The organism is Nocardia sp. NPDC101769, from assembly GCF_044766925.1.
In the GTDB taxonomy this organism is placed as follows: Bacteria; Actinomycetota; Actinomycetes; order Mycobacteriales; family Mycobacteriaceae; genus Nocardia.
The window spans coordinates 316367-342595 of record NZ_JBIWMX010000003.1; the positions used below are offsets into that span (position 1 = coordinate 316367).

The 26229-nt window shown below is 67.8% G+C and carries 23 protein-coding genes; 14 read left to right on the plus strand and 9 right to left on the minus strand.

Annotated elements, in window-relative coordinates; all coding sequences use genetic code 11:
* Positions 1-211 precede the first annotated feature (211 nt).
* From ACIRRA_RS07245 to ACIRRA_RS07270, 6 genes are read left to right on the plus strand one after another with little or no spacing between them, the layout of a single operon-like run.
* Positions 212-1186 (plus strand): ABC transporter permease, encoded by a 975-nt coding sequence (locus ACIRRA_RS07245; RefSeq protein WP_402764297.1) that lies wholly within the window; start codon positions 212-214, stop codon positions 1184-1186.
* Entirely contained in the window at positions 1186-2112 is a 927-nt protein-coding gene (locus tag ACIRRA_RS07250; protein ID WP_402764300.1) for an ABC transporter permease, read from the plus strand. The genes ACIRRA_RS07245 and ACIRRA_RS07250 overlap by 1 nt, the downstream gene beginning before the upstream one ends.
* The gene (locus tag ACIRRA_RS07255; protein WP_402764303.1) at positions 2109-3998 is read left to right on the plus strand and encodes a dipeptide ABC transporter ATP-binding protein; all 1890 of its coding nucleotides are present in this window, start codon (positions 2109-2111) and stop codon (positions 3996-3998) included. The genes ACIRRA_RS07250 and ACIRRA_RS07255 overlap by 4 nt, the downstream gene beginning before the upstream one ends.
* Before the next feature lie 39 nt (positions 3999-4037).
* Positions 4038-5675 (plus strand): ABC transporter family substrate-binding protein, encoded by a 1638-nt coding sequence (locus ACIRRA_RS07260; RefSeq protein ID WP_402764306.1) that lies wholly within the window; start codon positions 4038-4040, stop codon positions 5673-5675.
* Positions 5676-5722: 47 nt separating this feature from the next.
* Positions 5723-7390 carry an ABC transporter family substrate-binding protein gene (locus ACIRRA_RS07265; RefSeq protein ID WP_402764308.1) on the plus strand — a complete coding sequence of 556 codons (1668 nt, stop codon included), beginning with the start codon at positions 5723-5725 and terminating at the stop codon, positions 7388-7390.
* Complete coding sequence (locus ACIRRA_RS07270; RefSeq protein ID WP_402764310.1) at positions 7387-8043, plus strand: hypothetical protein; 657 nt, start codon at positions 7387-7389, stop codon at positions 8041-8043. The genes ACIRRA_RS07265 and ACIRRA_RS07270 overlap by 4 nt, the downstream gene beginning before the upstream one ends.
* Before the next feature lie 92 nt (positions 8044-8135).
* Here ACIRRA_RS07270 and ACIRRA_RS07275 read toward each other — a convergent pair whose 3' ends face one another.
* Positions 8136-8888 carry a lysophospholipid acyltransferase family protein gene (locus ACIRRA_RS07275; protein ID WP_402764313.1) on the minus strand — a complete coding sequence of 251 codons (753 nt, stop codon included), beginning with the start codon at positions 8886-8888 and terminating at the stop codon, positions 8136-8138.
* 318 nt (positions 8889-9206) lie between these two features.
* On the opposite strand from ACIRRA_RS07275, the gene ACIRRA_RS07280 reads away from it, so the two are divergent.
* Entirely contained in the window at positions 9207-10751 is a 1545-nt protein-coding gene (locus tag ACIRRA_RS07280) for a Rieske 2Fe-2S domain-containing protein (RefSeq protein ID WP_356996322.1), read from the plus strand.
* Positions 10752-10801: 50 nt separating this feature from the next.
* On the opposite strand, the gene ACIRRA_RS07285 is transcribed toward ACIRRA_RS07280, so the two are convergent.
* The 5 genes from ACIRRA_RS07285 to serS form a co-directional block, all read right to left on the minus strand.
* Positions 10802-11479: a MauE/DoxX family redox-associated membrane protein gene (locus tag ACIRRA_RS07285; RefSeq protein WP_402764316.1), complete on the minus strand. Its 678-nt coding sequence runs from the start codon at positions 11477-11479 to the stop codon at positions 10802-10804.
* Positions 11480-11538: 59 nt separating this feature from the next.
* Positions 11539-12468 (minus strand): DMT family transporter, encoded by a 930-nt coding sequence (locus ACIRRA_RS07290; RefSeq protein ID WP_402764851.1) that lies wholly within the window; start codon positions 12466-12468, stop codon positions 11539-11541.
* Between the two features lie 139 nt (positions 12469-12607).
* A complete protein-coding gene (locus tag ACIRRA_RS07295) occupies positions 12608-13864 on the minus strand; it encodes an MFS transporter (RefSeq protein ID WP_402764319.1) in 1257 nt (418 codons plus the stop codon).
* Positions 13865-14012: 148 nt separating this feature from the next.
* Positions 14013-15881: a putative bifunctional diguanylate cyclase/phosphodiesterase gene (locus tag ACIRRA_RS07300; protein WP_402764322.1), complete on the minus strand. Its 1869-nt coding sequence runs from the start codon at positions 15879-15881 to the stop codon at positions 14013-14015.
* A gap of 75 nt (positions 15882-15956) precedes the next feature.
* Complete coding sequence (gene serS / locus ACIRRA_RS07305; protein WP_402764325.1) at positions 15957-17216, minus strand: serine--tRNA ligase; 1260 nt, start codon at positions 17214-17216, stop codon at positions 15957-15959.
* A 303-nt stretch (positions 17217-17519) separates the two neighbouring features.
* Between serS and ACIRRA_RS07310 the strand changes: the two genes are divergently transcribed.
* The 6 genes from ACIRRA_RS07310 (at position 17520) to ACIRRA_RS07335 (ending at position 23238) form a co-directional block, all read left to right on the plus strand.
* Complete coding sequence (locus tag ACIRRA_RS07310; RefSeq protein ID WP_402764328.1) at positions 17520-19109, plus strand: GMC family oxidoreductase; 1590 nt, start codon at positions 17520-17522, stop codon at positions 19107-19109.
* Positions 19110-19426: 317 nt separating this feature from the next.
* Positions 19427-20473, plus strand: a complete 1047-nt coding sequence (locus ACIRRA_RS07315) for a septum formation family protein (RefSeq protein ID WP_402764331.1) — start codon at positions 19427-19429, stop codon at positions 20471-20473.
* A 19-nt stretch (positions 20474-20492) separates the two neighbouring features.
* On the plus strand, positions 20493-20846 hold the full coding sequence (locus tag ACIRRA_RS07320) for a metallopeptidase family protein (RefSeq protein WP_402764333.1): 354 nt from the start codon (positions 20493-20495) through the stop codon (positions 20844-20846).
* 80 nt (positions 20847-20926) lie between these two features.
* Entirely contained in the window at positions 20927-21238 is a 312-nt protein-coding gene (locus ACIRRA_RS07325) for a PE domain-containing protein (RefSeq protein ID WP_356996205.1), read from the plus strand.
* A 15-nt stretch (positions 21239-21253) separates the two neighbouring features.
* Positions 21254-22426 carry a PPE domain-containing protein gene (locus ACIRRA_RS07330; RefSeq protein ID WP_402764337.1) on the plus strand — a complete coding sequence of 391 codons (1173 nt, stop codon included), beginning with the start codon at positions 21254-21256 and terminating at the stop codon, positions 22424-22426.
* Positions 22423-23238: an ESX secretion-associated protein EspG gene (locus ACIRRA_RS07335; RefSeq protein ID WP_402764340.1), complete on the plus strand. Its 816-nt coding sequence runs from the start codon at positions 22423-22425 to the stop codon at positions 23236-23238. Before ACIRRA_RS07330 ends, ACIRRA_RS07335 begins: the two co-directional genes overlap by 4 nt.
* Here ACIRRA_RS07335 and ACIRRA_RS07340 read toward each other — a convergent pair.
* From ACIRRA_RS07340 to ACIRRA_RS07350, 3 genes are all read right to left on the minus strand, one after another.
* Positions 23235-23897 (minus strand): histidine phosphatase family protein, encoded by a 663-nt coding sequence (locus ACIRRA_RS07340; RefSeq protein ID WP_402764343.1) that lies wholly within the window; start codon positions 23895-23897, stop codon positions 23235-23237. The two genes, ACIRRA_RS07335 and ACIRRA_RS07340, sit on opposite strands and share 4 nt — an antisense overlap.
* A complete protein-coding gene (gene pheA / locus ACIRRA_RS07345) occupies positions 23894-24811 on the minus strand; it encodes a prephenate dehydratase (protein ID WP_402764346.1) in 918 nt (305 codons plus the stop codon). The genes ACIRRA_RS07340 and pheA overlap by 4 nt, the downstream gene beginning before the upstream one ends.
* Before the next feature lie 83 nt (positions 24812-24894).
* Positions 24895-25314: a hypothetical protein gene (locus ACIRRA_RS07350; protein WP_402764349.1), complete on the minus strand. Its 420-nt coding sequence runs from the start codon at positions 25312-25314 to the stop codon at positions 24895-24897.
* 115 nt (positions 25315-25429) lie between these two features.
* On the opposite strand from ACIRRA_RS07350, the gene ACIRRA_RS07355 reads away from it, so the two are divergent.
* On the plus strand, positions 25430-26200 hold the full coding sequence (locus tag ACIRRA_RS07355) for a DUF2470 domain-containing protein (protein ID WP_402764351.1): 771 nt from the start codon (positions 25430-25432) through the stop codon (positions 26198-26200).
* Positions 26201-26229 lie beyond the last annotated feature (29 nt).

Genomic DNA, 26229 nt, shown 5'->3' on the forward strand with positions numbered 1-26229 from the left:
AGCCACAACCGCCGCGCCCGTGGATTCCGGACCCCGCCGTACAAACGAGATCTTTCGGACACCGCCCCGCACCACACCACCTCGCAACCCCCATACCAACCAGGACGGGCGCAATAACACACGGATTGCCGCGGCGTCCGCGGTCCGTACCCCGCGTTTACGCTTCTCACTCCCTATGATCTGGGTCAGAACTCGACCCCGAAAGGGAATGATGGCCGGTTTTCTGCTGCGACGTGCGCTGAACTATGTCGTGCTGCTGGTGCTGGCGTCGTTCCTGGTGTTCACGGTGGCGTCCCTCACGTTCACCCCGCTGGACTATCTGGAGCAACGCAATCCGCGGCCGCCGCAGTCGGTGATCGACGCGAAACGGGCGGAATTGCATCTGAACGATCCGATTCCGACGCGGTACCTGGCGTGGGCGGGCGGGGTTGTCCACGGCGACTTCGGCAAGACCCTGGCCGGGCAGCCGGTCAAAGATGAGCTCGGCCGCCGCATCGGTGTCAGTCTCCGGCTGCTGGTGATCGGTTCGGTGGTGGGCACGGTGCTCGGTGTGCTGATCGGTGCGGCTAATGCCATCCGGCAGTACAAGTTCAGCGACTACTTCAGCACCATCGTGTCGATGCTGCTGTTGTCGACACCGGTGTTCCTGCTCGCGACGCTGCTGAAATACGGTGCGCTCGAAATCAATCTGGCCATGGGTAAGCAGATCTTCCTCTATACCGGTGAGACCTCGGCGACGGCCGTGCACGGGCTGTGGAACCAGATCGTCGACCGAGCCCAGCACATGCTGATCCCGACCCTTGGCCTGGCGCTGGGAGCGATGGCCGGATACAGCCGCTACCAGCGCAATGCGATGCTCGACGTGCTCGGTAGCGATTTCATTCGCACCGCCCGTGCCAAGGGCCTCACCCGGACCCGCGCATTGTTCAAGCACGGGCTCCGCACCGCGCTCATCCCCATGGCGACACTGTTCGCGTACAGCTTCGGCGGACTCGTCACCGGCGCCACCTTCACCGAGAAGATCTTCGGCTGGCACGGTATGGGCGAGTGGCTGGTGGACTCCATCCACGCCCAGGACATCAATGTCGTGCTGACGGTGACGCTCTTCGCAGGGCTGGTGATCCTGTTGTCCGGCTTGCTGTCCGACATCGTGTACGCGATTCTCGACCCCAGGGTGCGTGTCTGATGACCGAGGTGGAGACCATCGTCCAGGGCGCGCCACAGATCGCCGCCGCAGGCCGCCGGAAGCTGGTGTGGCGGCGGTTCCTGCGCAACAAGATCGCGGTGACGGCGGCGATCGTGCTGATCCTGCTGTTCGTGATCGCGTTCGCTGTCCCACATTTCCTGCCGTACAGCTACACCGACATCGACACCACGGCGAAACTCAAGCCGCCCAATGGAAAACACTGGTTCGGCACCACCTCATTGGGTGAAGACGTGCTGGCACAGACCCTGCACGGCCTGCAGAAGTCCCTCGTGATCGGGTTCGGCGCGGCCATCATCTCGGCGATCATCGCGACCATCGCCGGTTCGGTGGCGGGCCTGCTGGGCGGCTGGACCGACCGCGCGATCATGTGGCTGGTCGATCTGCTGCTGGTGGTACCCAGTTTCATCTTCATCGCGCTGTTCGCCCCGAAGACCAAGGGCAACAGCTCGGTGGTACTGCTGGTGGTACTGATCGCGGCCTTCGGCTGGATGATTTCGGCACGCATCGTTCGCGGACTGTCGCTGACCCTGCGGGATCGCGAATTCGTACGCGCCGCCAGGTATATGGGCGCCTCCACGTGGACGATCATCACCACGCACATCGTCCCGAACATCGCCTCGATCCTGATCATCGACACCACGCTCGCCGTGGGCGGGGCCGTCATGGCCGAAACCGGTTTGAGCTTCCTAGGTTTCGGTGTCCAGCCGCCCGATGTATCGCTGGGCTCGCTGATCGGCGACTACTCCAAGAACGCACTCACCTACCCGTGGACGTTCATGTTCTCCGGCGCGTTCCTGGTGATCATCGTGCTGTCCGCCAACCTCATGGGCGACGGACTGCGCGACGCCTTCGACCCGACCGCCAGGAAAGCGCGGGCGAAGCAGGCACGAAAGGCCCACAAATGAGCCAGGACTCGGCCGAGCGGGCGGATACGGCCGCACCGTCGGCAAGGACGACCGCGCCGCTGCTGGAAGTCTCCGACCTGCGTGTGTCCTTCCCCGGTGAGGAGGGCCGCGTCGATGCCGTGCGCGGGGTGAACTTCACGGTCAATGACGGCGAGGTGCTGGCGATCGTCGGCGAATCGGGCTCCGGCAAGTCGGTGTCCGCGATGGCCGTCATCGGCCTGCTGCCGGAGCAGGCGCGCGTGCGGGGATCGATCCGGCTGCGCGGCCGGGAACTGCTGGGGCTGAACGACAAACAGATGTCCGTCCTGCGCGGCAGCAAGGTGTCCATGGTCTTCCAGGACCCGCTCTCCGCACTGACACCTGTGTACCGCATCGGCGACCAGATCGCGGAAGCCCTGCTGGCGCACCGGAAGATGAGCAAGCAGGAAGCCGCCGCCAAGGCGGTGGAACTGCTCGACCTGGTGGGAATTCCGGATGCGGTCCAGCGCGCCAAGGCATTTCCGCACGAATTCTCTGGCGGCATGCGCCAGCGCGTTGTCATCGCCATGGCCATCGCCAATGATCCCGAACTCATCATCTGCGACGAACCGACCACGGCACTCGACGTGACCGTGCAGAAGCAGATCCTGAACCTGTTGCGCAAGGCGCGCGACATCACCGGTGCGGGCGTCATTTTCATCACCCACGACATGGGCATCGCGGCGACGCTGGCCGATCGGGTGGCGGTCATGTACGCGGGCCGGATCGTCGAAACAGCACCTGCGCAGGAGCTTTTCACCGCGCCCCGGATGCCCTACACGGTCGGGCTTCTGGGCTCCATCCCCCGCATGGACGGGCCCGCACGGACCCCGCTGATCCCGATCGTCGGCAACCCACCGGCCATGCACGCCCTGCCACAGGGCTGCTCCTTCGCGCCCCGCTGCCCTGTCGCCATCGACGAGTGCCGCGCGGCCGAACCGCCGCTGCAGGATACCGGGCCCGGGCATCGAGCGGCCTGCATCCGGACCGCGGAGGTGGGCAGCCGGGAACTGTTCACGGCCTATCGCAAGGAGATCGAGGTACCGGAGGAGATCGCGAAAGTGGACTCCTCGCACGTGGTGCTGAAGGTGACCGACCTGCGCAAGACGTTCCCACTCACCAAGGGTGTGGTGTTCCGTCGCCGGGTCGGCGAAGTCAAGGCGGTGGATGGCATCAGTTTCGAGGTGCGGGCAGGCCGCACCTTGGCGTTGGTCGGCGAATCCGGCTCGGGTAAGTCGACGACGCTCACCCAGATCATGGACCTGTTGCGGCCGGAGGGCGGCAGCATCGAAATCCTGGGGAGTGACGTAGCCGCACTGACGAAGCAGCAGCGCCGGAGCATCCGCCGGAAGATGCAGATCGTATTCCAGGACCCATCGGCATCGCTGGATCCGCGCCTGCCGATCTCGGATGCGCTGGCCGAACCGCTGCGCATCGACGGGCGGTCCCGCGAGGAGATCAACCGGCGGGTACCGCAGTTGCTCGAGCAGGTGGGGCTCCGGCCCGAACATGCAGACCGGTACCCGGCGGACTTCTCCGGTGGCCAGAAGCAGCGCATCAATATCGCGCGTGCGCTGGCCCTGGATCCGGAGCTGCTGGTGCTCGACGAGCCGGTCTCCTCACTGGACGTCTCCATTCAGGCCGGTGTACTCAACCTGTTGCGCGACCTGCAAACCGAGCGTGGTCTGTCGTATTTGTTTGTTTCACACGACCTGTCGGTGGTGCGGAACCTTGCCCACGACATTGCAGTCATGTACCGCGGGCAGATCGTCGAATACGGTCCGGCGGAACGAATCTTCGCCAGTCCGGAGCACGAATACACCCGCGCACTGATCGACGCGGTGCCGGTACCGGTGGCGACCCGATAGGAAGGGTGTCGTATGCGGAATGGACGAGCATGCGCCGCAATGGTTCTCGCGAGCGGGCTGGCGCTGGCGGCGTGCAGTGGCGGCACCCCGGCCCCGACCGGGACCGGTCAGCTGGGCACCGTGTCCGACATCAATCCCCATCCTCGCGACGCCATCAAGGACGGCGGGAACCTCCGGCTGCCTACCCCCGAAGTCCCCGTGAACTGGAACATCCTCCAGATCGACGGCAATGACGGTGATTACGCGGACATCCTCCGATTCCTGATGCCGCGATCTTTCGACACCGACGGCGCAGGCAACCTCACCGTCGACCACGACTTCTTCAGCGACGTGCAGCTCACGTCCACCAACCCGCAGGTGGTCACCTACACCATCAATCCCAAGGCGGTGTGGTCCGACGGCGCCCCTGTTACCTGGGAAGACATTGCGTCCGAAGCGAATTCGCTCAAAGGCAGGAACAAGGACTTCCAGATCGCCATCAGCAACGGTTTCGACCGGGTGGCGAAGGTCGAGCGCGGCCCCGACGACCGGCAGGCCGTCATCACCTTCGACAAGCCCTACGCCGACTGGCGTGGACAGTTCGCGGGCAACGCCATGCTGTACCCGAAATCGGTGACAGCCGACCCCGATTCGTTCAACAAGTCACTGGTGAACGGGCTCCCGGTCTCCGCCGGACCGTTTGTGCTGAAATCCATCGACCGCACCGGCGGCCTGATAACGCTCGCCCGCAACCCCAAATGGTGGGGAAACGCTCCCAAGCTGGACACTGTCACAATCCGGGTACTGGACCGCAACGCGTGGACGCAGGCGGTGCAGAACAACGAACTCGACGCGGCGCTGCTCAGCACGGTCGGCGATCTGCAGAACCTCCGCTCGGTGCCGGGTGTGTCCATCCGCCACGCACCGCTGAACCGGTGGCGCTACTTCGCCTTCAACGGTGCACCGGGCTCGATCGTCGCCGATCCCCAACTACGCGTCGCCATCTCGAAGGCGATCGACAGGCAGCGCATCGCCGAGACCATGCAGAACGGGCTGGTCGACAACCCACAGCCGCTGAACAATCATGTCTTCCTGCGCGGGCAGCATGGCTATCAGGACAACAGTCTCGGCTTCGACCCGGACGCCGCCGGCCGGGAACTCGATGCGCTCGGCTGGGTGAAACAGGGCGACTATCGGGTAAAGGACGGCAAGAAACTATCGATCCGGGACGTCTTCTACAACGATGACACCTGGGTTCAGATCGCCAAGCTGATCCAGCAGGACCTTCGCCGGATCGGCGTCGAGCTGACCATCGACGCCCGCCCGGCGCAACGCTTCTTCACCGACGTCATCCAACCCGGGGATTTCGACGTCTGCCAGTTCTCCCTCTCCGGCGATGCCTTCGTATTCAGCAGTATCCCGCAGATTTTCGGGCTGTACCCCAATGACCTGGAGCTCAACTACGGGCGCATCGGATCGCCGGAACTGAACGCCCTCATCGACCAGACCCTGTCCGAACTGGATCCGGACAAGGCCATCCAGATGGCGAATCAGGTCGACCGCAAGATCTTCGAGGAGGGCCACTCGCTGCCATTGATGCAGGATGAAGGTAACTACGGGGTACGGTCCGACCTGGCCAACTTCGGCTCCGCCGGGCTGGCCTCGTACGACTACACCGCGATCGGGTTCTTGAAATAGGCCCGGCCAAGAGTTTCGACAGCCGTCAGCGGCGGAAGGAGCGGTCCATGCGGATACGTTCGACCATGATTCGACTCGCGATCCCGATGGTCGCTCTCGGGTTGGTCGTGACGGGGTGTAGTTCCAGCAGTACCGAAGGCGGAACCGCGACCCTCGGCACGACCAATGCCATCAACCCGCATCCGGTCTCGGATCTGAAGGACGGCGGCAACCTCCGACTGTCTCTGACCTCGTTCCCAGCCTCGTTCAACGCGTTGCACGTGGATGGAAATACCCAGGACACCTCCGATGTCGTGTCGCCGACGCTGCCCGTGGCGTTCGACAGCAATGCGGCCGGCGAACTCACCGTCAACCACAACTTCTTCACCGACATCACGCTGACCTCCACCAACCCGGAGGTCGTCACCTACACCATCAATCCCAAGGCGGTGTGGACCGACGGAACTCCCATCACCTGGGAGGACATGAAGTCGCAGTGGCAGGCCTCGAACGGCACCAACAACGAGTACCAGGTGGCCTCCACCTCGGGCTATGACCACGTCGGCAAGGTCGAGCGAGGCGTCGACGACCGCCAGGCCGTCGTCACCTTCGCCCAGCCCTACGGCGAGTGGCAGAGCCTGTTCGGCCAGCTGTTCCCCAAGGCGGACACCGAGACCCCACAGGCCTTCAACGATTGGGCACGCAACTCGCTGCCGGTCAGCGGCGGCCCGTTCATGATCACCAACATCGACCGCACCCAGAACCGGATCACGTTGAGCCGCAACCCTAAATGGTGGGGTGACGCGCCGAAGTTGGACAACATCACCTTCAGTGTGCTCGACTACTCCGCCATCGTGCCCGCGATCCAGAACAACGAACTCGATGAGGCCTATGTCTCCGGGCTCGAGGCCGTCACGGGTGCACGTCAAGCGCCCGGCGTCGAAATCCGGCGGGCCGCGGAGCCGACCTACAGCTTCATCGCGTTCAATGGTGCGCCCGGCTCGCTGTTCGAGGACATGAAGCTGCGGCTGGCCATTGCCAAGGCAATCGACCGTCAGACCATCGTGGACACCAGCCAGCACGGGATCGTCGACAACCCGAAGCCGCTGAACAACCATGTCTACATCGACGGTCAGAAGGGCTACCAGGACAATTCGCAGAACGTGGCCTTCAATCTGGACCAGGCCGCCAAGGAATTGGATGCCCTCGGCTGGATCCGCAACGGTGACGTGCGCGAGAAGGACGGCAAGAAGCTGATCATCCGGGATGTCATGTATCAGCAGGACTCCTGGGTGAACACCGCCAAGATCATCCAGGCCGACTTGCAGAAGATCGGCGTCAAGCTGGACATCCAGACCGTCCCCGGCACCGGCCTGTTCACCAATGTCATCGACCCAGGTAACTACGATCTCGCGCAGTGGAGCCGCAGCACCAGCGTGCTGCCGATCGGGGCATTGAAGCAGTTCTACTACTACGACCCGAACAACTGGCAGGGCAACAAGTCTCGTCTCGGTTCGCCGGAACTGAACGCGGTCATCGATCAGGCGATGGCGGAGCTGAACCCGGACAAGGCCGTCGAACTGGCCAACAAAGCCGACAAGATGATCTGGGACGAAGGGCATTCGATGCTGTTCAACCAGGCGTCCGGCACCCACGCCGCCCGCACCGACCTGGCCAACTGGGGCGCATTCGGCCTGGCGACCGCCGATTACCTGAAGGTTGGCTTCCTGAAGTGAACCTCCGGACGGGCCATCCCCTGGCCTATCCGGCGCTCGTGACGATCGGGACCCTGGCGATCACCCTCGCCTGGGTCCCGTTCGCTGATCCGGAGCAGGTGGCCATGCTGGGTACCACGGCCGTGCTCGTCCTGGGCTACAGCGGGTTTCGGTTCGCTGTCGCGCTGGGTTATCTGCCCGGGGGGTTGCCCGCCGGGCAGGAGCGCCGGGAGGTGGCGGTGCGGCGGGTGCGGCAGCAGCATCGGCTGGTCAGCCGGTCGTGGCTGGAGTTCACGATCGGGGGGAAGAATCACTGGCTGCCGGTGTATTTCGATCCGGCGCTGGTGACGCTCACGCAGGACACGGCCGAATTGGCCGGTCGGGCTGTACATGTCGGGGGGCACCGGATGTATCCGGCTGGGCGACTGCGGGATTCGGAGCCGGTGGGGAAGCTGATCGATAATCCGGTGCGGCCGGACCCGGAGGCGATGGGGCGGACGGGGATCGGGCGGGGGCTCTTGCTGGATGCGCAGTCCGCAGTGGTCGGGCCGTTCGCGGGACTGCTGTGGGTGTACTCCGCCGGCGGCGGATGGCCGGCATTCGTGGTCGCGACGCTGGTCGCGGCGGCAGCGGCCACCTGGCTGGCGGCTGTTCGCGGCTCCGACCCGAGCTGAGCCGAAGCCATCCGGGCTCCGTGCCCGAAGCGGAAACGGCCTGCTCCGGGGGCTCCGATTCCCCGTAGCAGGCCGTTCAACGTAGGGCCGTGTTACTCGGTCGGCTTCTGTGCGCGGCGGGCGGCCTTCTCCTCCGCTTCGGCGGCGTCCATGGCGTTGGCCTCTTCGAGGGTGGGGGCACTGCCGCCCAGGCGCGCGGGCACCCAGTACGCGCCGGGCTCGTGGACGTAGTCTTTCTGCAGGTCCAGGAGCATTTCCGACATGGTCTTGTGTAGCTGCTCGGTCAGGGCCGAGGCCGGTTCGAAGGGCTGGATGGGCTTGCCGACCGCGATGGAGATGGGGGTGTTGGTGCGGCCCAGGCGCTTCGGGAAGCCCTTGGTCCACACGCGCTGGGCGCCCCAGATGACGGTGGGGATGATGGGGACGCCGGCCTCGATGGCCATGCGGGCCGCGCCGGACTTGAACTCCTTGAGTTCGAAGCTGCGGCTGATGGTGGCCTCGGGGTAGACGCCGACCAGTTCACCGGCGCGCAGGCGGTTGACGGCCTCGTGGTACGACTCCGCACCCGCCGCACGGTCCACCGGAATGTGTTTGAGGGCACGCATGATCGGGCCGGAGATGGAATTGTCGAAGACTTCCTTCTTGGCCATGAAACGGATATAGCGCCCGGTGGCGCGCGCGGGCAGACCGGCGTAGGTGAAGTCCATGTACCCGGTGTGGTTGATCGCGATCACCGCGCCACCGGTCGCCGGAATGTTTTCGTCGCCCTTGACGGTGAACTTCAGGCCCTGCAGCGCGAAGATCGTGCGGGCGAGCCCGATGACGGGGTAGTAGACGGGTTCCACAGTTCCGCTAGCGTAGTCGCTGCCCGCGCGGCATCCAGTGATCCCGGCAACAGCAAATCAGTCGATGTGACTTCCCCAGACTGAAAGAGCTTCACACGAGTGGAAAACCGACCTGCGGGGAAGGGGACTGGACGAACTGGCCGACGGCTGCCGGCGCTGGTCTGCGCCGCGGGCCGGATCTGGGATCCGGACGGCACCGGGAACCAGACAAAGCAGATATACACCTTGAAGTCGGGCTCCGAGGGTTACTGCATCGGCGACGTCCCCGGCTAGCCAGTACTCTGGGTGGCTGGTAACGGTCAGGGAGGAATGAAGCTCGTGCAGATCACCAGCGTCGGACACGCCGGATTCCACATTCGAACCGCTGCCGGAACGATCCTGTGCGATCCGTGGGTCAATCCGGCCTATTTCGGATCGTGGTTCCCGTTCCCCGACAACACCCAGCTGGACTGGGACGAGCTCGGCAACTGCGATTTCCTCTATGTCTCGCACCTGCACCGTGACCACTGGGACGCCAAGCATCTGGCCGACAAGGTCAACAAGGACGCCACCGTCCTGCTGCCCGACTACCCGGTGCCGGACCTCAAGCGAGAGCTCGAGAAGCTCGGCTTCACCAAGTTCGTGGAGACCGAGGACTCGGTCAAGACCACCGTCACCGGTCCGGGCGGCGATCTGGACATCATGATCATCGCGTTGCGCGCGCCCGCCGACGGCCCCATCGGCGACTCCGCCCTGGTCGTCGCCGACGGGGAAACCGTGTGCTTCAACATGAACGACGCCCGGCCCGTCGACATGGACGTGCTGCACGACGCTTTCGGGCACGTGGACATCCACCTGCTGCAGTACTCCGGCGCCATCTGGTACCCGATGGTCTACGACATTCCGACCAAGACCAAGGCCAACTTCGGCAAGCAGAAGCGCCAGCGCGGCATGGACCGATGCCGCTCCTACATCGAACAGGTCGGGGCCACCTGGGTCGTCCCGTCGGCCGGCCCGCCGGTCTTCCTCGACGACGAGCTGCGCTACCTCAACGACGACCGCGGCGACGAGGGCAATATCTTCCCCGACCAGATCGTCTTCCTGGACCAGATGAAGATCCACGGCAACGAGGGCGGGCTGCTCATGATCCCCGGCTCCACCGCGGATCTGCGTGGCAAGGAACTGAATTCGCTCACCCACCCGGTCGACCCGGACACCATCTACGGCGACAAGGCCGCCTACATCGAGGCCATGGCCCAGCGCATGGCTCCCGTGCTGGCCGCCGAGAAGGCCACCTGGGCCCCGGCCGAGGGCGAGCCGCTGCTGCCCGCGCTCAAGGCCAAGTTCGAGCCGATCATGGCGCAGAGCGATGTCATCTGCGACGGCATCGGCTACCCGGTCGGCCTGGTCATGGGCGAGGAGACCGTGGTGCTGGACTTCCCCAAGCGGGTGGTGCGCGAGCCCATCGAGGGAGAAGGCAAGTACCGCTACGGATTCCGCATCGACCCGCAGCTGGTGCGCACCGTGCTGCGTGACGACGAACCGGACTGGGTGAACACCATCTTCCTGTCGACGCGCTTCACCACCTGGCGCATCGGCGGCTACAACGAATTCCTCTACACCTTCTTCAAGTGCCTCACCGACGAGCGCATCGCCTACGCCGACGGCTGGTTCGCCGAGGCGCACGACGATTCCGCTTCCACCGAGCTCGACGGCTGGGAGGTGCAGCGCCGCTGCCCCCACCTCAAGGCCGACCTGTCGAAATTCGGTGTGGTCGAGGGCAATACGCTCACCTGCAACCTGCACGGCTGGCAGTGGGACCTGGAATCGGGCCGCTGCAAGACCTCCAAGGGCCACGAGCTGCGCTCGCAGAAACTGGCCTGACCCGGTGATCGCGGCCGATGCCCGGTGCATCGGCCGCGACCCGGTTCTGCTCATCGATCAGGACGCCCGAGGACGTCCCGCGCACGCGATACCGCAGCGCGGCCTCCGGCCCGGCCGCCCGCGGTCCTCAGCACCTGGAATTCCGGCGCGACGGCACCCGGCGGCAGTCCCTCCTCCCCCAGGGTCGACAGCACCTTCTCGTCCAGACGCCGGCGCAGGGCCCGCAGCTCACCCCACAGGGAAACCAGCACCGCACCGAATCCGGCCGCCACCCCCATCGCGACCACGTGATCCACCGGCAGACCGCCCGGCACCCGCGGCTCCGCCAGCGTCGCCACGGCCGTCACGCCGGCCAGGGCGATCAGCACGATATTGCGCGCCACGGTGCCCCGCCCGATCGGCGCGGCGCTGGCGGCCCCGAAACACGAACAGACCGGCCGTTTTCCCTGACGCAGCAGTCGTACCACCGCCCCGGTGAACATCCCCAGCAGCAGTATCGCCACCAGCGCCGCACCGGCCGCGGTCCACGGCGGCAGCAGCGCCACCGCCACCACGGCCTCCACCGCCGGGAGCGCCCAGGCCACCGCGGGTACCCAGGTCAGCGGGATCCCGAACTCCCCCACCGCCTTCCGGGTGCCGGGCCCATCGGCGAGCTTTCCCCACGCCGAAAGGCCGAACACCACGGCCAGCACCAGACGCGCGACCCACACCACGTAGTCGATAGCCATGATCGCACCATCGCACACTCATGTGGACAGCGAATTACGAATCCGGGGAACAGATTTCATCAGCGCGATCGAGCGGCCACGGCGACCGCCACCAAGGTCAGCACGCAGCCGATGATCGCCGACGCCGAGACCGCGACCCCGGTCGGCGCCACCACATCCAGCACCAGCGACGCCAGCAGCTGGCCCGCCACCGAGGTCAGGCCCAGCAGCAGCACCCCGATCCAGCGGACCACCAGCACCGCCAGCGCCACGAACGAAATCCCGATCAGGCCACCGAGATACAGCCACGGCTCGCTCGGCAGCGGCCCGAGATCACCGCGCCGGACCAGCACGCCCGCCTCGATGACCACCAGCGCCGCCGTGCCGGTCGCGAAATTACCCAGCGTCGCCGACAGCGGCCCGCCGACCGCACCCACCCGGCCGTTCACCGCCTGCTGCCAAGCCACCAGCAGGCCGGCGACCAGCGGCAACGCCACCAGCAGCATCGAGGCCGCCGAATGCCCGGCGACCGCGCCGGCGCCGCTCCGGCCGACCACCGCGAGCAGCACGGCAACCAGCCCGAGCACCGCCGCACCGATCCGCCCGGCCGTCACCGGCGTCGGTCCGCCCGGACCCCACCCCAGCCGATCCACTACGAGGCTGCTCACCAGCTGCCCGGCCACCGCAGCCACCGTGAACGCCGTCACCCCGATGGTCGCCACCGTAAGCCCCTGGCACGCAACGAAATACGCGCCCGACAGTCCACCCAGCAGCTGCCACCACCGCAACTCACCGGTACCGAGCGCGGCCCGCACCCGCCCGACCCCGGCACGCAAGCGCCCGCTGCCCGCGAACACGACGGCCAGGATCAGCAACCCGCTCCCGAAACTGATGGTGGCCGCCGCGATCCCATCCCCCAGCCGCTGCCCGAGCTCCCCATTGATCCGCGCCTGAATGGCCACGGCCGCGCCGATGGACCCCCCGAACCCCAAACCCACCCACCGCCGCATCGCCACCGCCCGATTGTCCCCGCCTTCCCCGGCACAGAAGCGATCGACCAGATCATGTCGCGCATCGCTGCGACACGCCGCGCCGCACTGTGCTCGGATCCCGCTCCAGCACAGGACGTCCCCCAACCACAGTCGGGCACTACCCCGAGCGTCCGACAACCGACGCCGCCCGGGGTAGCCAGGTGGGGACCAGTGCCGCGGCCAGCAGCAGCGGTACACCGAGCAGAGCGACCATCACAGGCAGTGACAGCCAGGTTGTGGCAAATGCCGCGAAAGCGAAGACCAGCAGGGCGATCATTTCGGTGGCGAAGCCGGACACCGAGGTCACGGTCGCACGGGCCGGGCCCGAGATGGCGTCCTGCAGGCGGGCCGAGGCGATGACATCGGCGTTGTAGTCGATGCCGTAGGCGATGCCCACCGCCGAAAAGCCCACGGCCGTCAGCACATACATTGCCTGCGGGTGGTCGGCGCCCGCGCCCGCCAGCAGCGCGCCGGTGATGAACAGGACACCGGCCACCACCAAGGCCGCAGCCATGACTCGCGCCGAGATGCCCTCGGTGCGGCTCGCCAGCGTCGCGCCGGCCAGGGCTCCGGCCACCGTGACACCCACCAGGACCGCGGCCAGGGACGGGCCGGCGCCGGCGTGATCGGCCAGCAGGGCGAAATATTCGTCGAACGCGGTGATGCCGTTCAGCAGCGCCACCAGGATCACGCCGCGCCGAATCACCCGCACACGCACGGCCTCTCGCAAGCCCGCGCGCAGCATTGCCAGGTAGCCACCGGATTCCGATTCGGCGACACCGTCATCCGCGTCCTCGGCTGCGTCATCCACATCCTCGAGCTCCTCGACCTCCGCCGAGGACACCGACTTCGGTGCGGTCGGCAGCAGTGCCGCGGTGACGGTGTGCACGATGGCGATCGCGACGCTGGACCAGGCGACCAGCGCGTAGCCGCCCCACGCGTAGAGCGGGGCCGCCACCAGAATGCCCGCCAGCGCGGCCGATTCGGTGGCGGCGCGGACATAGCCCATCAGTCGCGGGTATTCGGCCGTCGCGGCACGAGCGTGCAGGTCGTCGTAGATCAGCGCCTCGAAGGTGCCCGAGCGGAGCGCGCCCGAGGTGCCCCACAGCACGAAGCCGACGGCGAATCCCAGGTAGGAGGGGTACAGCGTCCACACGGCGAAGCCCGCTGCCAGCAGCGCACCCGACAGGACGAGCAGGCCGCGCCGCGAGACCGTGTCGGCCCAGGCGCCGGAGGGAATCTCCAGCAGGAACGAGGTCGCGGACCAGATGGCGAACAGCGACGAGATCTGCGCCGCGTTCAGGCCGTGGTCGGCGAACAACAGCGCATAGATCGCGTAGAGCGGGATCAGATCCGCCGTGACGGCGAACAGCATCGCCCGCAGCGTCAGTGCGCGTATCGAGAGGGCTTGTACCCGTATCGGGTGGGTCGGTGCACATGTCGAGCCCACGCGCTCGGCGTGAGCCCGGGGCAGCGCACTACGGATTACGAATCAACAGGCGTAGACGAGCAGCCGCATGAGATCAACCCTGCGCGCCGGGAGCCCCACCGTCAAGTGGATTGTCCAGCGGGATCCAGCCATTGGTGGACGGCTCGCCCTCCGACACCGACGCGCCGACCAGACCGTGCCGGTCATTGAGGTCGTTGATGAGCTCGGACACCGGGTGCGAATCGCTGTAGTGGTAGCCCTGGGCCAGCGCGAAACCGAGCTCGGTCAGCACGGCGGCCTGGTAGTCGGTCTCCACGCCCTCGGCGATGACCTGCAGGTCCAGGGACTTGCTCAGCGCCGCGATCACACCCAGCAGCGGCGGCGCCGGGGAATCCGATCGGATGGACGCCACGAAGGACTGGTCCACCTTGAGGATGTCCGACGGCAGCGTGGCCAGCCGGCTCAGCGAGGAGTAGCCGGTACCGAAATCGTCGATGGCGATGCGGACGCCGAACTCGCGCAGCGTGTGCAGGTTCGCGATGGCCGTCTCGGATTCGGCGGCCAGCTCGCTCTCGGTCACCTCGAGCACCAGTTGCTCGGCGGGCCAGCCGGTTTCCGCGAGGATGCCGGAAACCCGGTCGGCGTACTCGGTTTCGGCCAGCTCCAGCCCGCTCACATTGACATTCAGGGTCAGATCCAGCTGGGCGAACGTCTCCTGCAACCGGGCGGCATCGGCGCAGGCACGCCGCAGCACCAGCTCGTCCAGATCGGAGATGAGGTCGTATTCCTCGGCGACCCGGATCAGTCCCTCGGTGGTCACATCGGGCTGCGCGTGGGAAGACCAGCGCAGCAAGGCTTCCACGCCGACCGCGCGGGTCGCGCCCTCGGTGAGACTGACGATCGGCTGGTACTGCACGTCCAGCGTGCCGCGATCGATGGCCTCCCGCAGCTCCACCGCCAGCGGTAGCTGCCGCGAGGACTCCAGCACCGTGCGATTGCGGCCCGCCTGCTTGGCCCGGTACAGGCCCACATCCGCGCGCGACACCAGCAGCGACCCGGATTCGCCCGGCTGCCAGGACGTCACACCCGCGGAACAGCCGGTGGTGACGGCCGCCCGCAGCTCCTCGGTCAGCAGGATCGCGGCCTGCTCGGTGGTCCCGGGCAGCAGCAGCGCGAACGCGTCACCGCCGTAGCGGGCCAGCCGCTGCTCCGGCGCAAGCAGTTTCGACCAGCTGTCGGCCACCCGCCGCAGCACGGCGTCACCGGCCCGGTGCCCGAGGTGATCGTTGATCTTCTGGAATCGGTCCAGGTCCACCAGCACCAGGGCCAGGCCCTGGCCGGTGCGGGTGGCGTGCGCGATGGCATTGCTCAGCGCCCGATCGAAACCACGCCGGTTCAGCAGCCCCGTCAGCACATCGATGTCGGCGTCCGACGCCATGCGCGTCAAAATGCCGACCACGATGCCGATTCCGAACGTGATACCCGCCGGAATGATGCCCGACCACCACGGCAACCCGCGCGACGGCACCACCCACAGACAGCAGGCGATGGCGAACGCTATGTGCCCGCCCAGCCAGCGCCAGGAGAAGAAGATGGCGGCATCACAGGCGACGAAGACATAGAACGCCGCCAGACTGATCGCGCCGACCGTATTCGGAAACCAGTGCACCGCAACGGTCACCAACACGGTCGCGGTCGCCACATACGCGTGATGCACCGAATGCGGCAGCCGCGGACCCCAGATCAGCAGACTGATACCCAACAGCAGCGCCACGAACGCCGCCGCTCCCACCAGCGGCCGATTGCCCTCGTTACCCGGAGCGACCGCAGTCAGAACCAGGCCCAGGACCCCGCCCATGACGTAGAACGCCCCGGTGGTCCGAGCCATGACCATTGCCGTCGCCAGCGCCGATGCCGCCCGTACCCGGGTCCGGGTATCGCCGCGGGACCCGATTCCTCGCACGCTGCCTAGCCTAGACACAAGCCCTGACACCAGTAGACACAACCGGCGGAATAAGCCACACCGAGTAGCGAATATTCAGCGAGGTGCCAGCACGTCGGTGCCGACAAAAGGCACCAGCGCAGCGGGCACCCGCACCGAACCATCGGATTGCTGGTGATTCTCCAGCAAAGCGACAATCCACCGAGTCGTGGCCAAAGTGCCGTTCAGGGTGGCGGCGATCTGCGGCTTGCCGTTCTCGTCCCGGTACCGGACATTCAGGCGACGGGCCTGGAACGTCGTGCAATTCGACGTCGAGGTGAGCTCCCGGTAGGTCTGCTGCGTGGGAATCCAAGCCTCGCAATCGAATTTGCGGGCGGCCGAGCTACCCAGGTCGCCGGCGGCCACATCGATGACGCGGTAGGGCACCTCGATGGCGGCGAGCATCTCCTGCTCCCAGGCCAGCAGCCGCTTGTGCTCGGCGTCGGCCTGGTCCGGGGTGGTGTAGACGAACATCTCCACCTTGTCGAACTGGTGCACACGGATGATGCCGCGCGTGTCCTTGCCGTAGCTGCCCGCCTCCCGGCGGAAGCACGACGACCAGCCGGCGTAGCGCTTGGCGCCCGCGCTCAGATCCAGGATCTCGCCCGAGTGGTAGCCCGCCAGCGGCACCTCCGAGGTGCCGACCAGGTACAGGTCGTCGTCCTCCAGGTGGTAGACCTCGGCGGCGTGCTGGCCCAGGAAGCCGGTGCCCTGCATGATCTCCGGACGCACCAGCACCGGCGGGATCATCATGGTGAACCCGTTGGCCACCGCCTTCTGCGCGGCCAGCTGCAACAGGCCCAGCTGCAACAGTGCGCCGTTGCCGGTGAGGAAGTAGAAACGCGAGCCCGACACCTTCGCGCCGCGTTCCATGTCGATCACGCCCAGCGACTCACCCAGGTCCAGGTGATCCTTGGGCTCGAAATCGAACTCGCGCGGCGTGCCGATCGTGTCGAGCACGATGTAGTCGTCCTCGCCGCCGGCGGGCGCGCCCTCCTGGACCACATTCGACAGCACGCGCTGGGCGGCGTCGAGGTCGGCGTCCGCGGCGGTCTCGGCGGCCTCGGCCTCCTTCACCTTCGCCGACAGTTCCTGACCCAGCTGCAGCAGCGCCGGACGCTCGTCCGGGGAAGCCTTGCCGACCTTCTTGCCCAGGGCCTTCTGCTCGGCGCGCAGATTGTCGGCCGTCGCGACCGCGGCGCGACGGGCGGCATCCGCCTCGAGCAGGGCATCCACCAGGGAGGGGTCCTCACCGCGAGCACGCTGCGATGCACGGACCACATCCGGGTTTTCCCGCAGGAATCGAAGGTCGATCATGGCTAGTGAGCGTAGTTTGATTGCCTCCGCTTCGCTCCGGCGGGTTCGCGGCCAAGCCGCGGGCCTATGAAGCCGGGAGCTCGATTCTTCCGCTCCTCCACGGCGCAGGTCTATGGAGCCGTTCGCTCCCCCGCTCCGAGCGCGGGGAGGCGGAGCACAGTCCAGAATCGAGCCGGGCCGCGAGCCTTCGAGTTGATCCGACCCATCCGGCCCACGACCGGGGGATTCGCGCCCTAGGGTTAGCGGCATGGGACGGCAGGGAGTCCGGCAGCGGCTCCGCCGTGGTCTTTCCGAGGAGTGAGCATGCCCCAATACACCCCGCACACCGCCGATTTCGTGATCGTCGGAGCCGGATCCGCGGGGGCGGCAGTGGCCGCGAAACTGAGCGAGCGACCCGGCGTCAGCGTCGTGGTCCTGGAGGCCGGCGGCGAGGACAGCGACAAATTCGCCCACATTCCCGCGGCGTTCAACCAGCTGTTCCAGGGACCCAACGACTGGAACTACCGCACCGAACCCCAGCCCGAACTCAGCAACCGGCGCGTCTACTGGCCGCGCGGCAAGATGCTCGGCGGCTCCTCCTCCATGAACGCCATGATGTGGGTGCGCGGCTTCGCCGCCGACTACGACGAATGGGCCCGATACGCCGGACCGAGCTGGTCCTTCGAACAGGTGCTCCCCATCTTCCAGCGGATGGAAGCCGTCGAGGAGGCCAGCGAACCCGGTGAAGGCCGCAAGGGACCGCTGCACATCTCCCGCCAGCGCAGCCCGCGCCCGCTCACCCACACCTACCTGCAGGCCGCCGCCGAAGCCGGATACCCGGTGGAACGCGCGAATCAGGATCGGCCACAAGGCTTCTCGCAGACCATGGTGACCCAGAAGCGCGGCTCGCGCTGGAGCACCGCCGACGCCTACCTGCGGCCCGCGCGCCTGCAGGGGCGCAACATCACCGTCGTCACCGACGCGCACGCCACCCGGGTGCTGTTCGACGGCAAGCGCGCCACCGGGGTGGAATTCCGGGTCGGCGGCGAGACCAAGCAGATCACCGCCAAGCGCGAGGTCATCCTGTCCGGCGGCGCCATCAACAGCCCGCAGCTGCTCATGCTCTCCGGCATCGGCGACGGCGACCGGCTGCAGGAGCTGGGCATCCCCGTCGTGCAGCACCTACCCGAGGTCGGGCGCGGCCTGCGCGACCACCTGGCCGCGCCCATCGTCTACCGCACCGGCGCGGGCAGCCTGTACGGCGCGGACAAGAACCTGCTCGAGCTCGCCAACTATCTGGTACTGCGGCGCGGGCAGCTGACCTCGAACATCGGTGAGGCCTACGGGTTCGCGCGCAGCCGCGAGGATCTCGACCTGCCCGACCTGGAACTCATCTTCGCGCCCGCGCCGTATATCGCCGAGGGACTGGGTGATCCGGACGGGCACGCCCTCACCTTCGCCGCCGTGCTGCTCAAGCCGGAATCCATCGGCAGCGTCACCCTCACCTCCCCGGACCCGTTCACCGCGCCCCGCATCAACCCGCGCTACTGCGCCGAGCCGGCCGACCGCGCCGCCCTGCTCGCGGGGCTGCGCATCTGTACCGAACTGGCGAACCAGCCGGCTCTGAAGGAGCACATCGGCGAGCTCATGCAGCCGGCCGTCGCCTCCGACACCCCGATGGAGGAGGTGCTGCGGCGCTGCCTCGAGGACCACTCGCACACGCTGTACCACCCGGTCGGCACCTGTGCCATGAGCCGTGACGAATCCAGTGTGGTGGATCCGGAACTGCGGGTGCGGGGCATCGAGGGCCTGCGTGTGGCCGACGCCTCGGTCATGCCGATGATCACCCGCGGCCACACCCACGCCCCGGCGGTCATGATCGGCGAGAAGGCGGCCGAGCTCATCCTGTCGTAAGGCCCCCACCGGCACCGACGGCCCAACCACAGCACCCATGGTTCGCGGCCCGGCTCGATTCTGGACTGCGCTCCGCCTCCCCGCGCTCGGAGCGGGGGAGCGAACGGCTCCATAGACCTGCGCCTTGGAGGAGGGAAGAATCGAGCTTGCAGGGCCGCGAACCCGCCGGAGCGAAGCGGAGGCAAATAGGATGGGACGCGATGCCTGAGCAACAAATGCCTCCGCAGTGGCCCGCGCCTCCGTCCCCGCAGCGGCAGGGGCCGCCGAATCGTCGGAAACCGACGGCGCTGGATCGTTTGCTGACGCCGTTCCGCGCCATGGAATCCAGGCTGGACCAGAATGGTCCGCTCTCGGCGTCGACGGTGCGGTGGGGGCTGCTGGCCATGGCGCTCGGCGTCACCCTGGCCGTGCTCATCACCATGTTCGTCTCCAATGGCTTCGACTCCAATCGCGTGAAGGCGCACGCGCCGGGGGCCGCCCAGCCCACCGGCGCGGTCGCGGGTGCGGCCTTCGGCACCGCCCGGGAAGGCGACTGCCTGACCTGGTCCAAGGCCAATGCCGGCGACCTCACCAAGGTCGACTGCGCCAGCAAGCACCTGTTCGAGGTCACCGCCGACATCGACCTGAGCAAGTACCCGGGTAAGGAGTTCGGGCCCGGCTCCCGTTTCCCGGACTCGCTGCGCTTCTCCGAGCTGCGCGACGAGCACTGTGTCAGCGCCGCCCAGGAATACCTCGACGGCCGCCTCGACCCGCGCGGCAAATTCGTTGTCGGCCTGATCAATCCGGGTGAGGCTGGCTGGAAGGCGGGCGAGCGGACGCTGCGCTGCGGCCTGCAGGTCTCCGGCAGCCAGGGCCTCGCCACCAAGCCCATCACCGGCAGCGTGCGCGACATCAACCAGTCCAAGGTCTACGACATCGGCACCTGCGTCGGCATCAAGTCCAACCTGCCCACCGATCCGGTCGACTGCACCCAGCCGCACGCCTTCGAGATCGTCTCCACCGTGGACCTGGCCACCCACTTCAATGGCGGCCCGCCCTCGAAGGACGATCAGGACAAGTTCATGGAGGACGAGTGCGCCAAGGACGCCGGCGACTACCTCGGCGCCCCCGACGCACTGCGCAACAAGACCCTCACCCTGTTCTGGGACGCGCTCGACGCCCGCAGCTGGCTGGCCGGTTCCCGCAGCCTCAACTGCATGGTCGGCAAGGGCGCCGATCAGGAGGGCTTCGCCACCATCACCGGATCGGCCAAGGGCGACATCCAGATCGACGGCCAGGCCCCGGTGCCGCCGCCCAACAACGGCCGCTACACCCCGCCGCCGCTACCCGGCGCGGCCCCGCCGGTCATCCCCCAGCCACGGTGATGCGGCGGAAGTTGTAGGCATGCCCGTCTCCATGTCCGACGACCGCTTCGAGGAATTGGTCGGCGACGCCCTCGATCTGATTCCACCGGAGTTGTCACGAGCGATCGACAATGTGGTGGTGCTCATCGAGCCGCGCAGCGACGAGGACCCGCACCTGCTGGGTCTCTACCACGGCATCGCCCTCACCGACCGGGACTACAGCCACTACGCAGGCGCGCTGCCGGACACCATCACCATCTATCGCGAGGCCATCCTCGGGATGTGTCACAGCGAAGAAGAGGTGGTCGAAGAGGTGGCGATCACAGTGATTCACGAGATAGCGCACTATTTCGGGATCGACGACGAGCGCCTGCATCAGCTGGGCTGGGGCTGACCAGTCGCGCCGGGAACCGATCGGCAAACCTCCGCGTCCAATCTTCACAACCGGGGTGGAACGGAGAAGGGAGCCCGATCATGGTCGGCCACGTCCTGGTGCAGCCCGAGGTCATCCTCGCGGCCGCGTTGGAACTCGAACTGCTCGCCGAACGCCTCGCCGCGGCCGCGAGTGCGACGGCTCCAGCCACCCATGTGCTCCCCTCCGGCACCGAAGAGGTGTCCTTCCTGGCCGCAGCGCATTTCAACAATGCCGCGCTGACCCACGACCACTCGGTCGCCCAGGGCATTCTCGAACTGCATCACGCCGCCGCCACCCTGCGCAGCCAGCTGGCCCAGTACCTGGCCCAGGACGCCGTGCGCGCGGCCGGCATCGCCGCGATTCAGGTCTGACGAGGAGACACACGCATGACGCTGGGAATCACCGGGGTGTTCTGGCTGCCTCGGATGGCCGAATTCAATTCCCTCTGCCTCAATGCCGGCGCGCACGCCATTCCGATCGCGGCCGCGGGCAGCGCCTGGGGCGCGCTCACCGCCTCCTGGGTGGACGCCACCACCACGGTGGCGCGGGTGATGGCCGAGATCGGTGTCGGTCTGGAAGGACTGAACGGGCTCAATGTGCTGGCCCGGCTGGGCGGTTTCACCGTGTGGGCAGAACAGCAGGCCGTCATGGCCGGCGTGCTGGCGGGCAAGGCCGCCGCCAATGCCACCGCGTACACCGTGGCCGCCCTCACCATGCCGAGCCTGCCTGAGATCATGGCCGTCGAAACTGCACGGGTGGCCGCCTATTCCAGCGGCGGCGCCCTCAGCGGCACCGCGGAGGCGGCCGAGGCGGCCAAGCTGGCGCTGGACATCCGGGCCGCGCTGGTGATGGAAACCTATGAGGCCGCAACAAGTTTGATGGTGGCCACGCCCGGCCGGTTCCTGATGCCGCCGCCCATCGCCCTGGGCGCGGGCTCCGCCGATGCGGGCGGGGACGGGCTCACCGATGGCGGCGATCCGCTGCGGGCGGCGCTCGGCGCGGCCGCCGCGCTGGCGCAGAATCCGGCCGTCACCGGTGCCCTGTCACAGGTCGCGCAGGTGGCGGGGACGGTGGTCACCAGCGCGGGAAACGTTGCGAGCACGGCGATTACCGCCGTCGTCGACACGGTGACACAGACGTCCGGCCTCGGCACCTCCGACCTGGCGGTCACCGCGGGCGCGGGTGCCGCGGCCACCGGCGCGGGCGGCGCGGCACTGGCCACGCAGGCGGTGGCCGTCACCGGCGGCGGCACGTCGGTGCACATCGGAAATGGCGCGGGCACACTGAAGTTGCCCGAGGGCTGGGGCACGGGTCTCGGAAACACCGGTGGCGCACCGACTCCCGCGGCACCGATCGCCGAACCCGTGACCGTGACCACCACCCCGACCGCGACCGCGCCGGTCCGTTCGGCCGGAGCCGCCCCGCTGCTCGGCACCCGGGGCAATGACGAGGAAGAGTCGCACCGTGGCCACGACTACGGCCGCTCGATGGAGGTGTTCACCGACGGCCGGTTCATCGCGCCCGCGGTCATCGGCGGCGACCCGCCCGCCGACCGGTGACCGTCCTCGGAGCGGGCCGCGGGCCGTCGACGCTGCGGTCGGTCACGCTGTCGCTCGACGAAATGCAGTATCTGCTGGAGACATTGGGGATCGACGAGCTGCCCGTGGTGCTGGCTGGCATGGGCCGCTACGACAATACCGCCGACCACGACACCGCCATGTCCGCAGCGGCCGCCGCCCTGACCGAGCGTGAACTGCTCGACGGCGACGAGGTACATCCGGAACTGGCCGAACGACTGCGCGTGCTCTACCGGCCGCACTGGGTGCTGGCCCTGCGCTGGTATATGGCGGGGCAGGTCAACCGGTGCTGCCTGGCCAAGGGCGACGACTTCGAGGTGGTGGCGCTGCGCGGCCCCGGCTCCTATGTCGTCGACGAGGCCGGTCACGATCTCCCGGGCACCGTGATGGCCGCGCTCGGCCCGGCCGATGCGCTGGAACTGTCCGGAATGAACGCGCCCACCAGGGATCTGGCCCCCGTGTTCGACGATGCGGGCGATGCCGCCGCCACGGCCGCGCGACTCGCCGAGGTAGGCACACCGGCCCGCGACGCACCGGTCCTCGCTTCAGCTCTGGTGCAGGTGAATTCGCATGCGGAGATCGTCGGCGTGCGCTACGGCGACGGCTCACGCGACATGGCGGGCACCCACCTCGCGGTGTACAACACCCGGCACGGCCGCTTTCTCGCCATCACCGGCACCGCCGCGGACGGGACGAAGTGGACGTCGCTGGCGGGCGGTACCCCGGCCCGGTTGCGCACGGCGCTGCGGGATCTCATCGAATCCCTGCCGCTGCGAACGGAATTCCCGGCCTAGCCCATGGGGTCATCGCCACCGGCCGCAATGGCGTCGCCGAACGGTGCGGCATAGCGGCCCCAGCGGGTGCACTCCCAGGTGCCGTCCTCGAACGGCTGCAGCTCGATGGTCTCGGTATTGTCCAGGTGATTATTGGCGGCGAAAAGCCTGGGCACCCCGGTCAATTCGCGCGAGACCAGCCGCATGGCCGCGCCGTGGCTGACCACGATGACATCGTCGGCGTCCGGGCGGCTCAGAAAGCCGTCGCGCAGTCGCTGCAGCGCCGGTACGTAGCGGGCGAGCACGTCCTCACCGGATTCGCCACCGGGCACCCGGACGCTCAGATCACCGAAATGCCAAGCGTGATAAACCTTCTGAAACTCCTCGTGCGCGGCCGGGGTGTTCAAACCCTCGAGGTCGCCGAGCTGCACCTCCTGCAGATCCTCCAGCACATCCAGTGCGACACCGGTGGCGGCCTCGATATAGCCGCCGGTCTGCCGCGCGCGCAGCGCGGCCGAGGAGAACAGCCGCTGCGGCGGGACGGTCAGGTTCGCGCCGTAGCTCTTCGCCTGCGCCACACCGCGTTCGGTGAGCGGCAGGCCCGGCAGGCGGGTGTCGAGGATCTTGCCGACATTGCCCTCGGTTTCACCGTGCCGGACCAGGATGAGTTTGCCGGTCACAGGTCGGCCACCCCCTTCTTCAGATCGGCCAGCCAAGCCGCGCCGGGTGCGTCCGGCGGCGGCGGGGTGCCGGTGGCCGCGGTGGCGGGCCAGGAGCCGAGGAATCGGATCCGGGCGGCCGTGCGGTGCAGCGCCTTCAGTGTCTCGGCGACCGCGGCGTCGTCGATGTGCCCGACGCAGTCCAGGTAGAAACGGTAGGTGCCCATGCCGGTGCGGGTGGGCCGGGATTCGATGCGGGTGAGATCGATACCGCGGGTGGCGAATTCGGCGAAGGCGCGCATGAGCGAGCCGGGCTCGTTGGCCAGCTCCAGCACGATGGAGGTGCGGTCGGTCCCGGTGCGCGGCGGCGCCGGCTGCGGGGCGGCGACCAGCACGAAGCGGGTGATGGCCCGATCGACATCGGCGACGCCGTCAGCCAGGGTGGTGAGCCCCAGGCGGGCGCCGGCCAGCGCGGTGGAGACGGCGGCATCGGCGTGCCCGGCGACGACGTCCTCGGCGGCCGCGGCATTGGAGGCGGAGGTGTACAGCTGCGCCAGCGGCATGGTGACGGCCAGCCATATGCGGACCTGCGCGGCCGCGACCGGATAGGCCGCGATCCGGCGCACCTCGTCGAGCTCGATGCCGGGACGGCCCACGATGGTGAAGGCCACATCCAGGTCGGTTTCCGCGATGATCTGCAGCCGCGGGCCGACGGCCAGCGCGTCCAGCGTCGGCGCGATGGAGCCCTCGACCGAACTCTCGATCGGCACCACCGCGCCCGCGGCCTTACCGGCCCGCACCAGCTCGACGGCCGCGCCCTGGCTCGGGGCCGGGACACGCTCTACCGGTCCATCGAAGACTCCGGTGGACTCCAGTTTGGCGAGGGCCATCTCCGTGAAGGTTCCCGACGGCCCGAAGTAGGCGATACGCGGCACGGTTACGACATTACTTGCGTGCGCCCGGTCACCCCCGGCTTTGGCCAACTCCTGGGTAACTTCGCACCCCGGGCGCGGCGGGTTCAACCGCCCAGCCCGGCGAGCGCGGTGGTCACGGCCGCGACCTCGCCGGTTTCGATGGCCAGCAGCACCTCGCGGAAGGCCTCGACCGCGGGCGGTTTCAGCCCGCCGAGGAACGCGATGTCCGGTGTGGCGAGCGCGGCGCGAATGTCCTCTCCGCAGAGCGCGGCCACGGTCGCCGCCACACCCGCCAGCGCACGCTCACCCGAGTCGGTGCGGGCCACGAAACCGCTGTCGCCGTGCACGATTCGCACCAGGAACTCCGACACCGCCTCGTCGTCGAGCGCCAGGTCCAGCACCTCGACACCCGGATCGACGGAGACCGGGCGGACAAGCTCCTCGGTCAGTCCGCGGGCCGGGCGGGGCGGGACGGACAGGGTGAGGGCGATCGGTTCGGGTGCGGGGGACGAATCGTGCGGCACGCCTTCACGGTAGCGATCGGCGCGACGTTGCCGGCGCGGCCACCCGGGAAGTCCTTGCGCACGCGACCCACATCACTTAGCTTAGGTTTACCTAAATTTACTCCCGGAGGTGTGTATGCCACCAGCGGCCCAGGTCGTCGCACCCACTACCGCCGAACGCGTGCACACCGCTTGCGCGCACGCCGAGAGCGCGGTGCTGGCCCTGCCCGGCCTCGACCCGGTACCCACCTCCGTGCACCTGCTGCGGCAGTGCGGGGACATGGTGCTGGCGGTCCCGATGAACTCCACCGCCGCCGGTCTCGTGCTGGGCTGCGGCGCGAACGGATCCCCCGCGGTCCTCGAACTCACCGACCAGGTCCCCCTGCCGCTGCGCGAACGCGTCCGCGCCCTGGTCTGGCTGCGCGGCTGGGCGCACGCCGTGCCCTCGCACGCGCAGCGCGCGCTGGCCGGCGCGGTCGCCGCCGACCATCCGCATCCGGACCTGCTCGACGTCGGCCACACCGCGGTCCTGCTGCGGCTGGTCATCGACTCCGCGGTGGTGGCCGACACCACCGGCGCCGACTCGGTCGACCGCGAGCAGCTGCGCGACGCCCGTGCGGATCCGTTCTGCGCGCTGGAAGCCGGTTGGCTGCAACACCTTCAGGCCGATCACCCCGATGTGGTGGATCGCCTGGCCCGCCACCTACCGCACGCCCTGCGCCGCGGGGCTCTCATCCATCCGCTGGCCATCGACCGCTACGGCGTCACCCTGCGCGTCGAGGCCATCGAGGCCGACCACGACATCCGCATCCCGTTCGAGGCCCCGGCGCACGACATCGAATCCCTCAGCCGCGCGGTACACGCCTTGGCGGGCAACCCCTTCCACGGCGGCCTGCACCGCATCTGACGAGTTCGCCGGGCGCCCGCCTAGATTGG

Bases quoted from the DNA above. Each gene is read 5' to 3' on its own strand.
- ACIRRA_RS07245 (WP_402764297.1), top strand. From the start codon at position 212: ATGGCCGGTTTTCTGCTGCGACGTGCGCTGAACTATGTCGTGCTGCTG.
- ACIRRA_RS07315 (WP_402764331.1), top strand. From the start codon at position 19,427: ATGGAATCCAGGCTGGACCAGAATGGTCCGCTCTCGGCGTCGACGGTG.
- ACIRRA_RS07290 (WP_402764851.1), bottom strand. From the start codon at position 12,468: ATGCGGCGGTGGGTGGGTTTGGGGTTCGGGGGGTCCATCGGCGCGGCC.
- ACIRRA_RS07355 (WP_402764351.1), top strand. From the start codon at position 25,430: ATGCCACCAGCGGCCCAGGTCGTCGCACCCACTACCGCCGAACGCGTG.
- ACIRRA_RS07260 (WP_402764306.1), top strand. From the start codon at position 4,038: ATGGTTCTCGCGAGCGGGCTGGCGCTGGCGGCGTGCAGTGGCGGCACC.
- ACIRRA_RS07325 (WP_356996205.1), top strand. From the start codon at position 20,927: ATGGTCGGCCACGTCCTGGTGCAGCCCGAGGTCATCCTCGCGGCCGCG.
- ACIRRA_RS07310 (WP_402764328.1), top strand. From the start codon at position 17,520: ATGCCCCAATACACCCCGCACACCGCCGATTTCGTGATCGTCGGAGCC.
- serS (WP_402764325.1), bottom strand. From the start codon at position 17,216: ATGATCGACCTTCGATTCCTGCGGGAAAACCCGGATGTGGTCCGTGCA.
- ACIRRA_RS07285 (WP_402764316.1), bottom strand. From the start codon at position 11,479: ATGGCTATCGACTACGTGGTGTGGGTCGCGCGTCTGGTGCTGGCCGTG.
- ACIRRA_RS07320 (WP_402764333.1), top strand. From the start codon at position 20,493: ATGCCCGTCTCCATGTCCGACGACCGCTTCGAGGAATTGGTCGGCGAC.
- ACIRRA_RS07250 (WP_402764300.1), top strand. From the start codon at position 1,186: ATGACCGAGGTGGAGACCATCGTCCAGGGCGCGCCACAGATCGCCGCC.
- ACIRRA_RS07255 (WP_402764303.1), top strand. From the start codon at position 2,109: ATGAGCCAGGACTCGGCCGAGCGGGCGGATACGGCCGCACCGTCGGCA.
- ACIRRA_RS07265 (WP_402764308.1), top strand. From the start codon at position 5,723: ATGCGGATACGTTCGACCATGATTCGACTCGCGATCCCGATGGTCGCT.
- ACIRRA_RS07330 (WP_402764337.1), top strand. From the start codon at position 21,254: ATGACGCTGGGAATCACCGGGGTGTTCTGGCTGCCTCGGATGGCCGAA.
- ACIRRA_RS07295 (WP_402764319.1), bottom strand. From the start codon at position 13,864: ATGCTGTTCGCCGTCACGGCGGATCTGATCCCGCTCTACGCGATCTAT.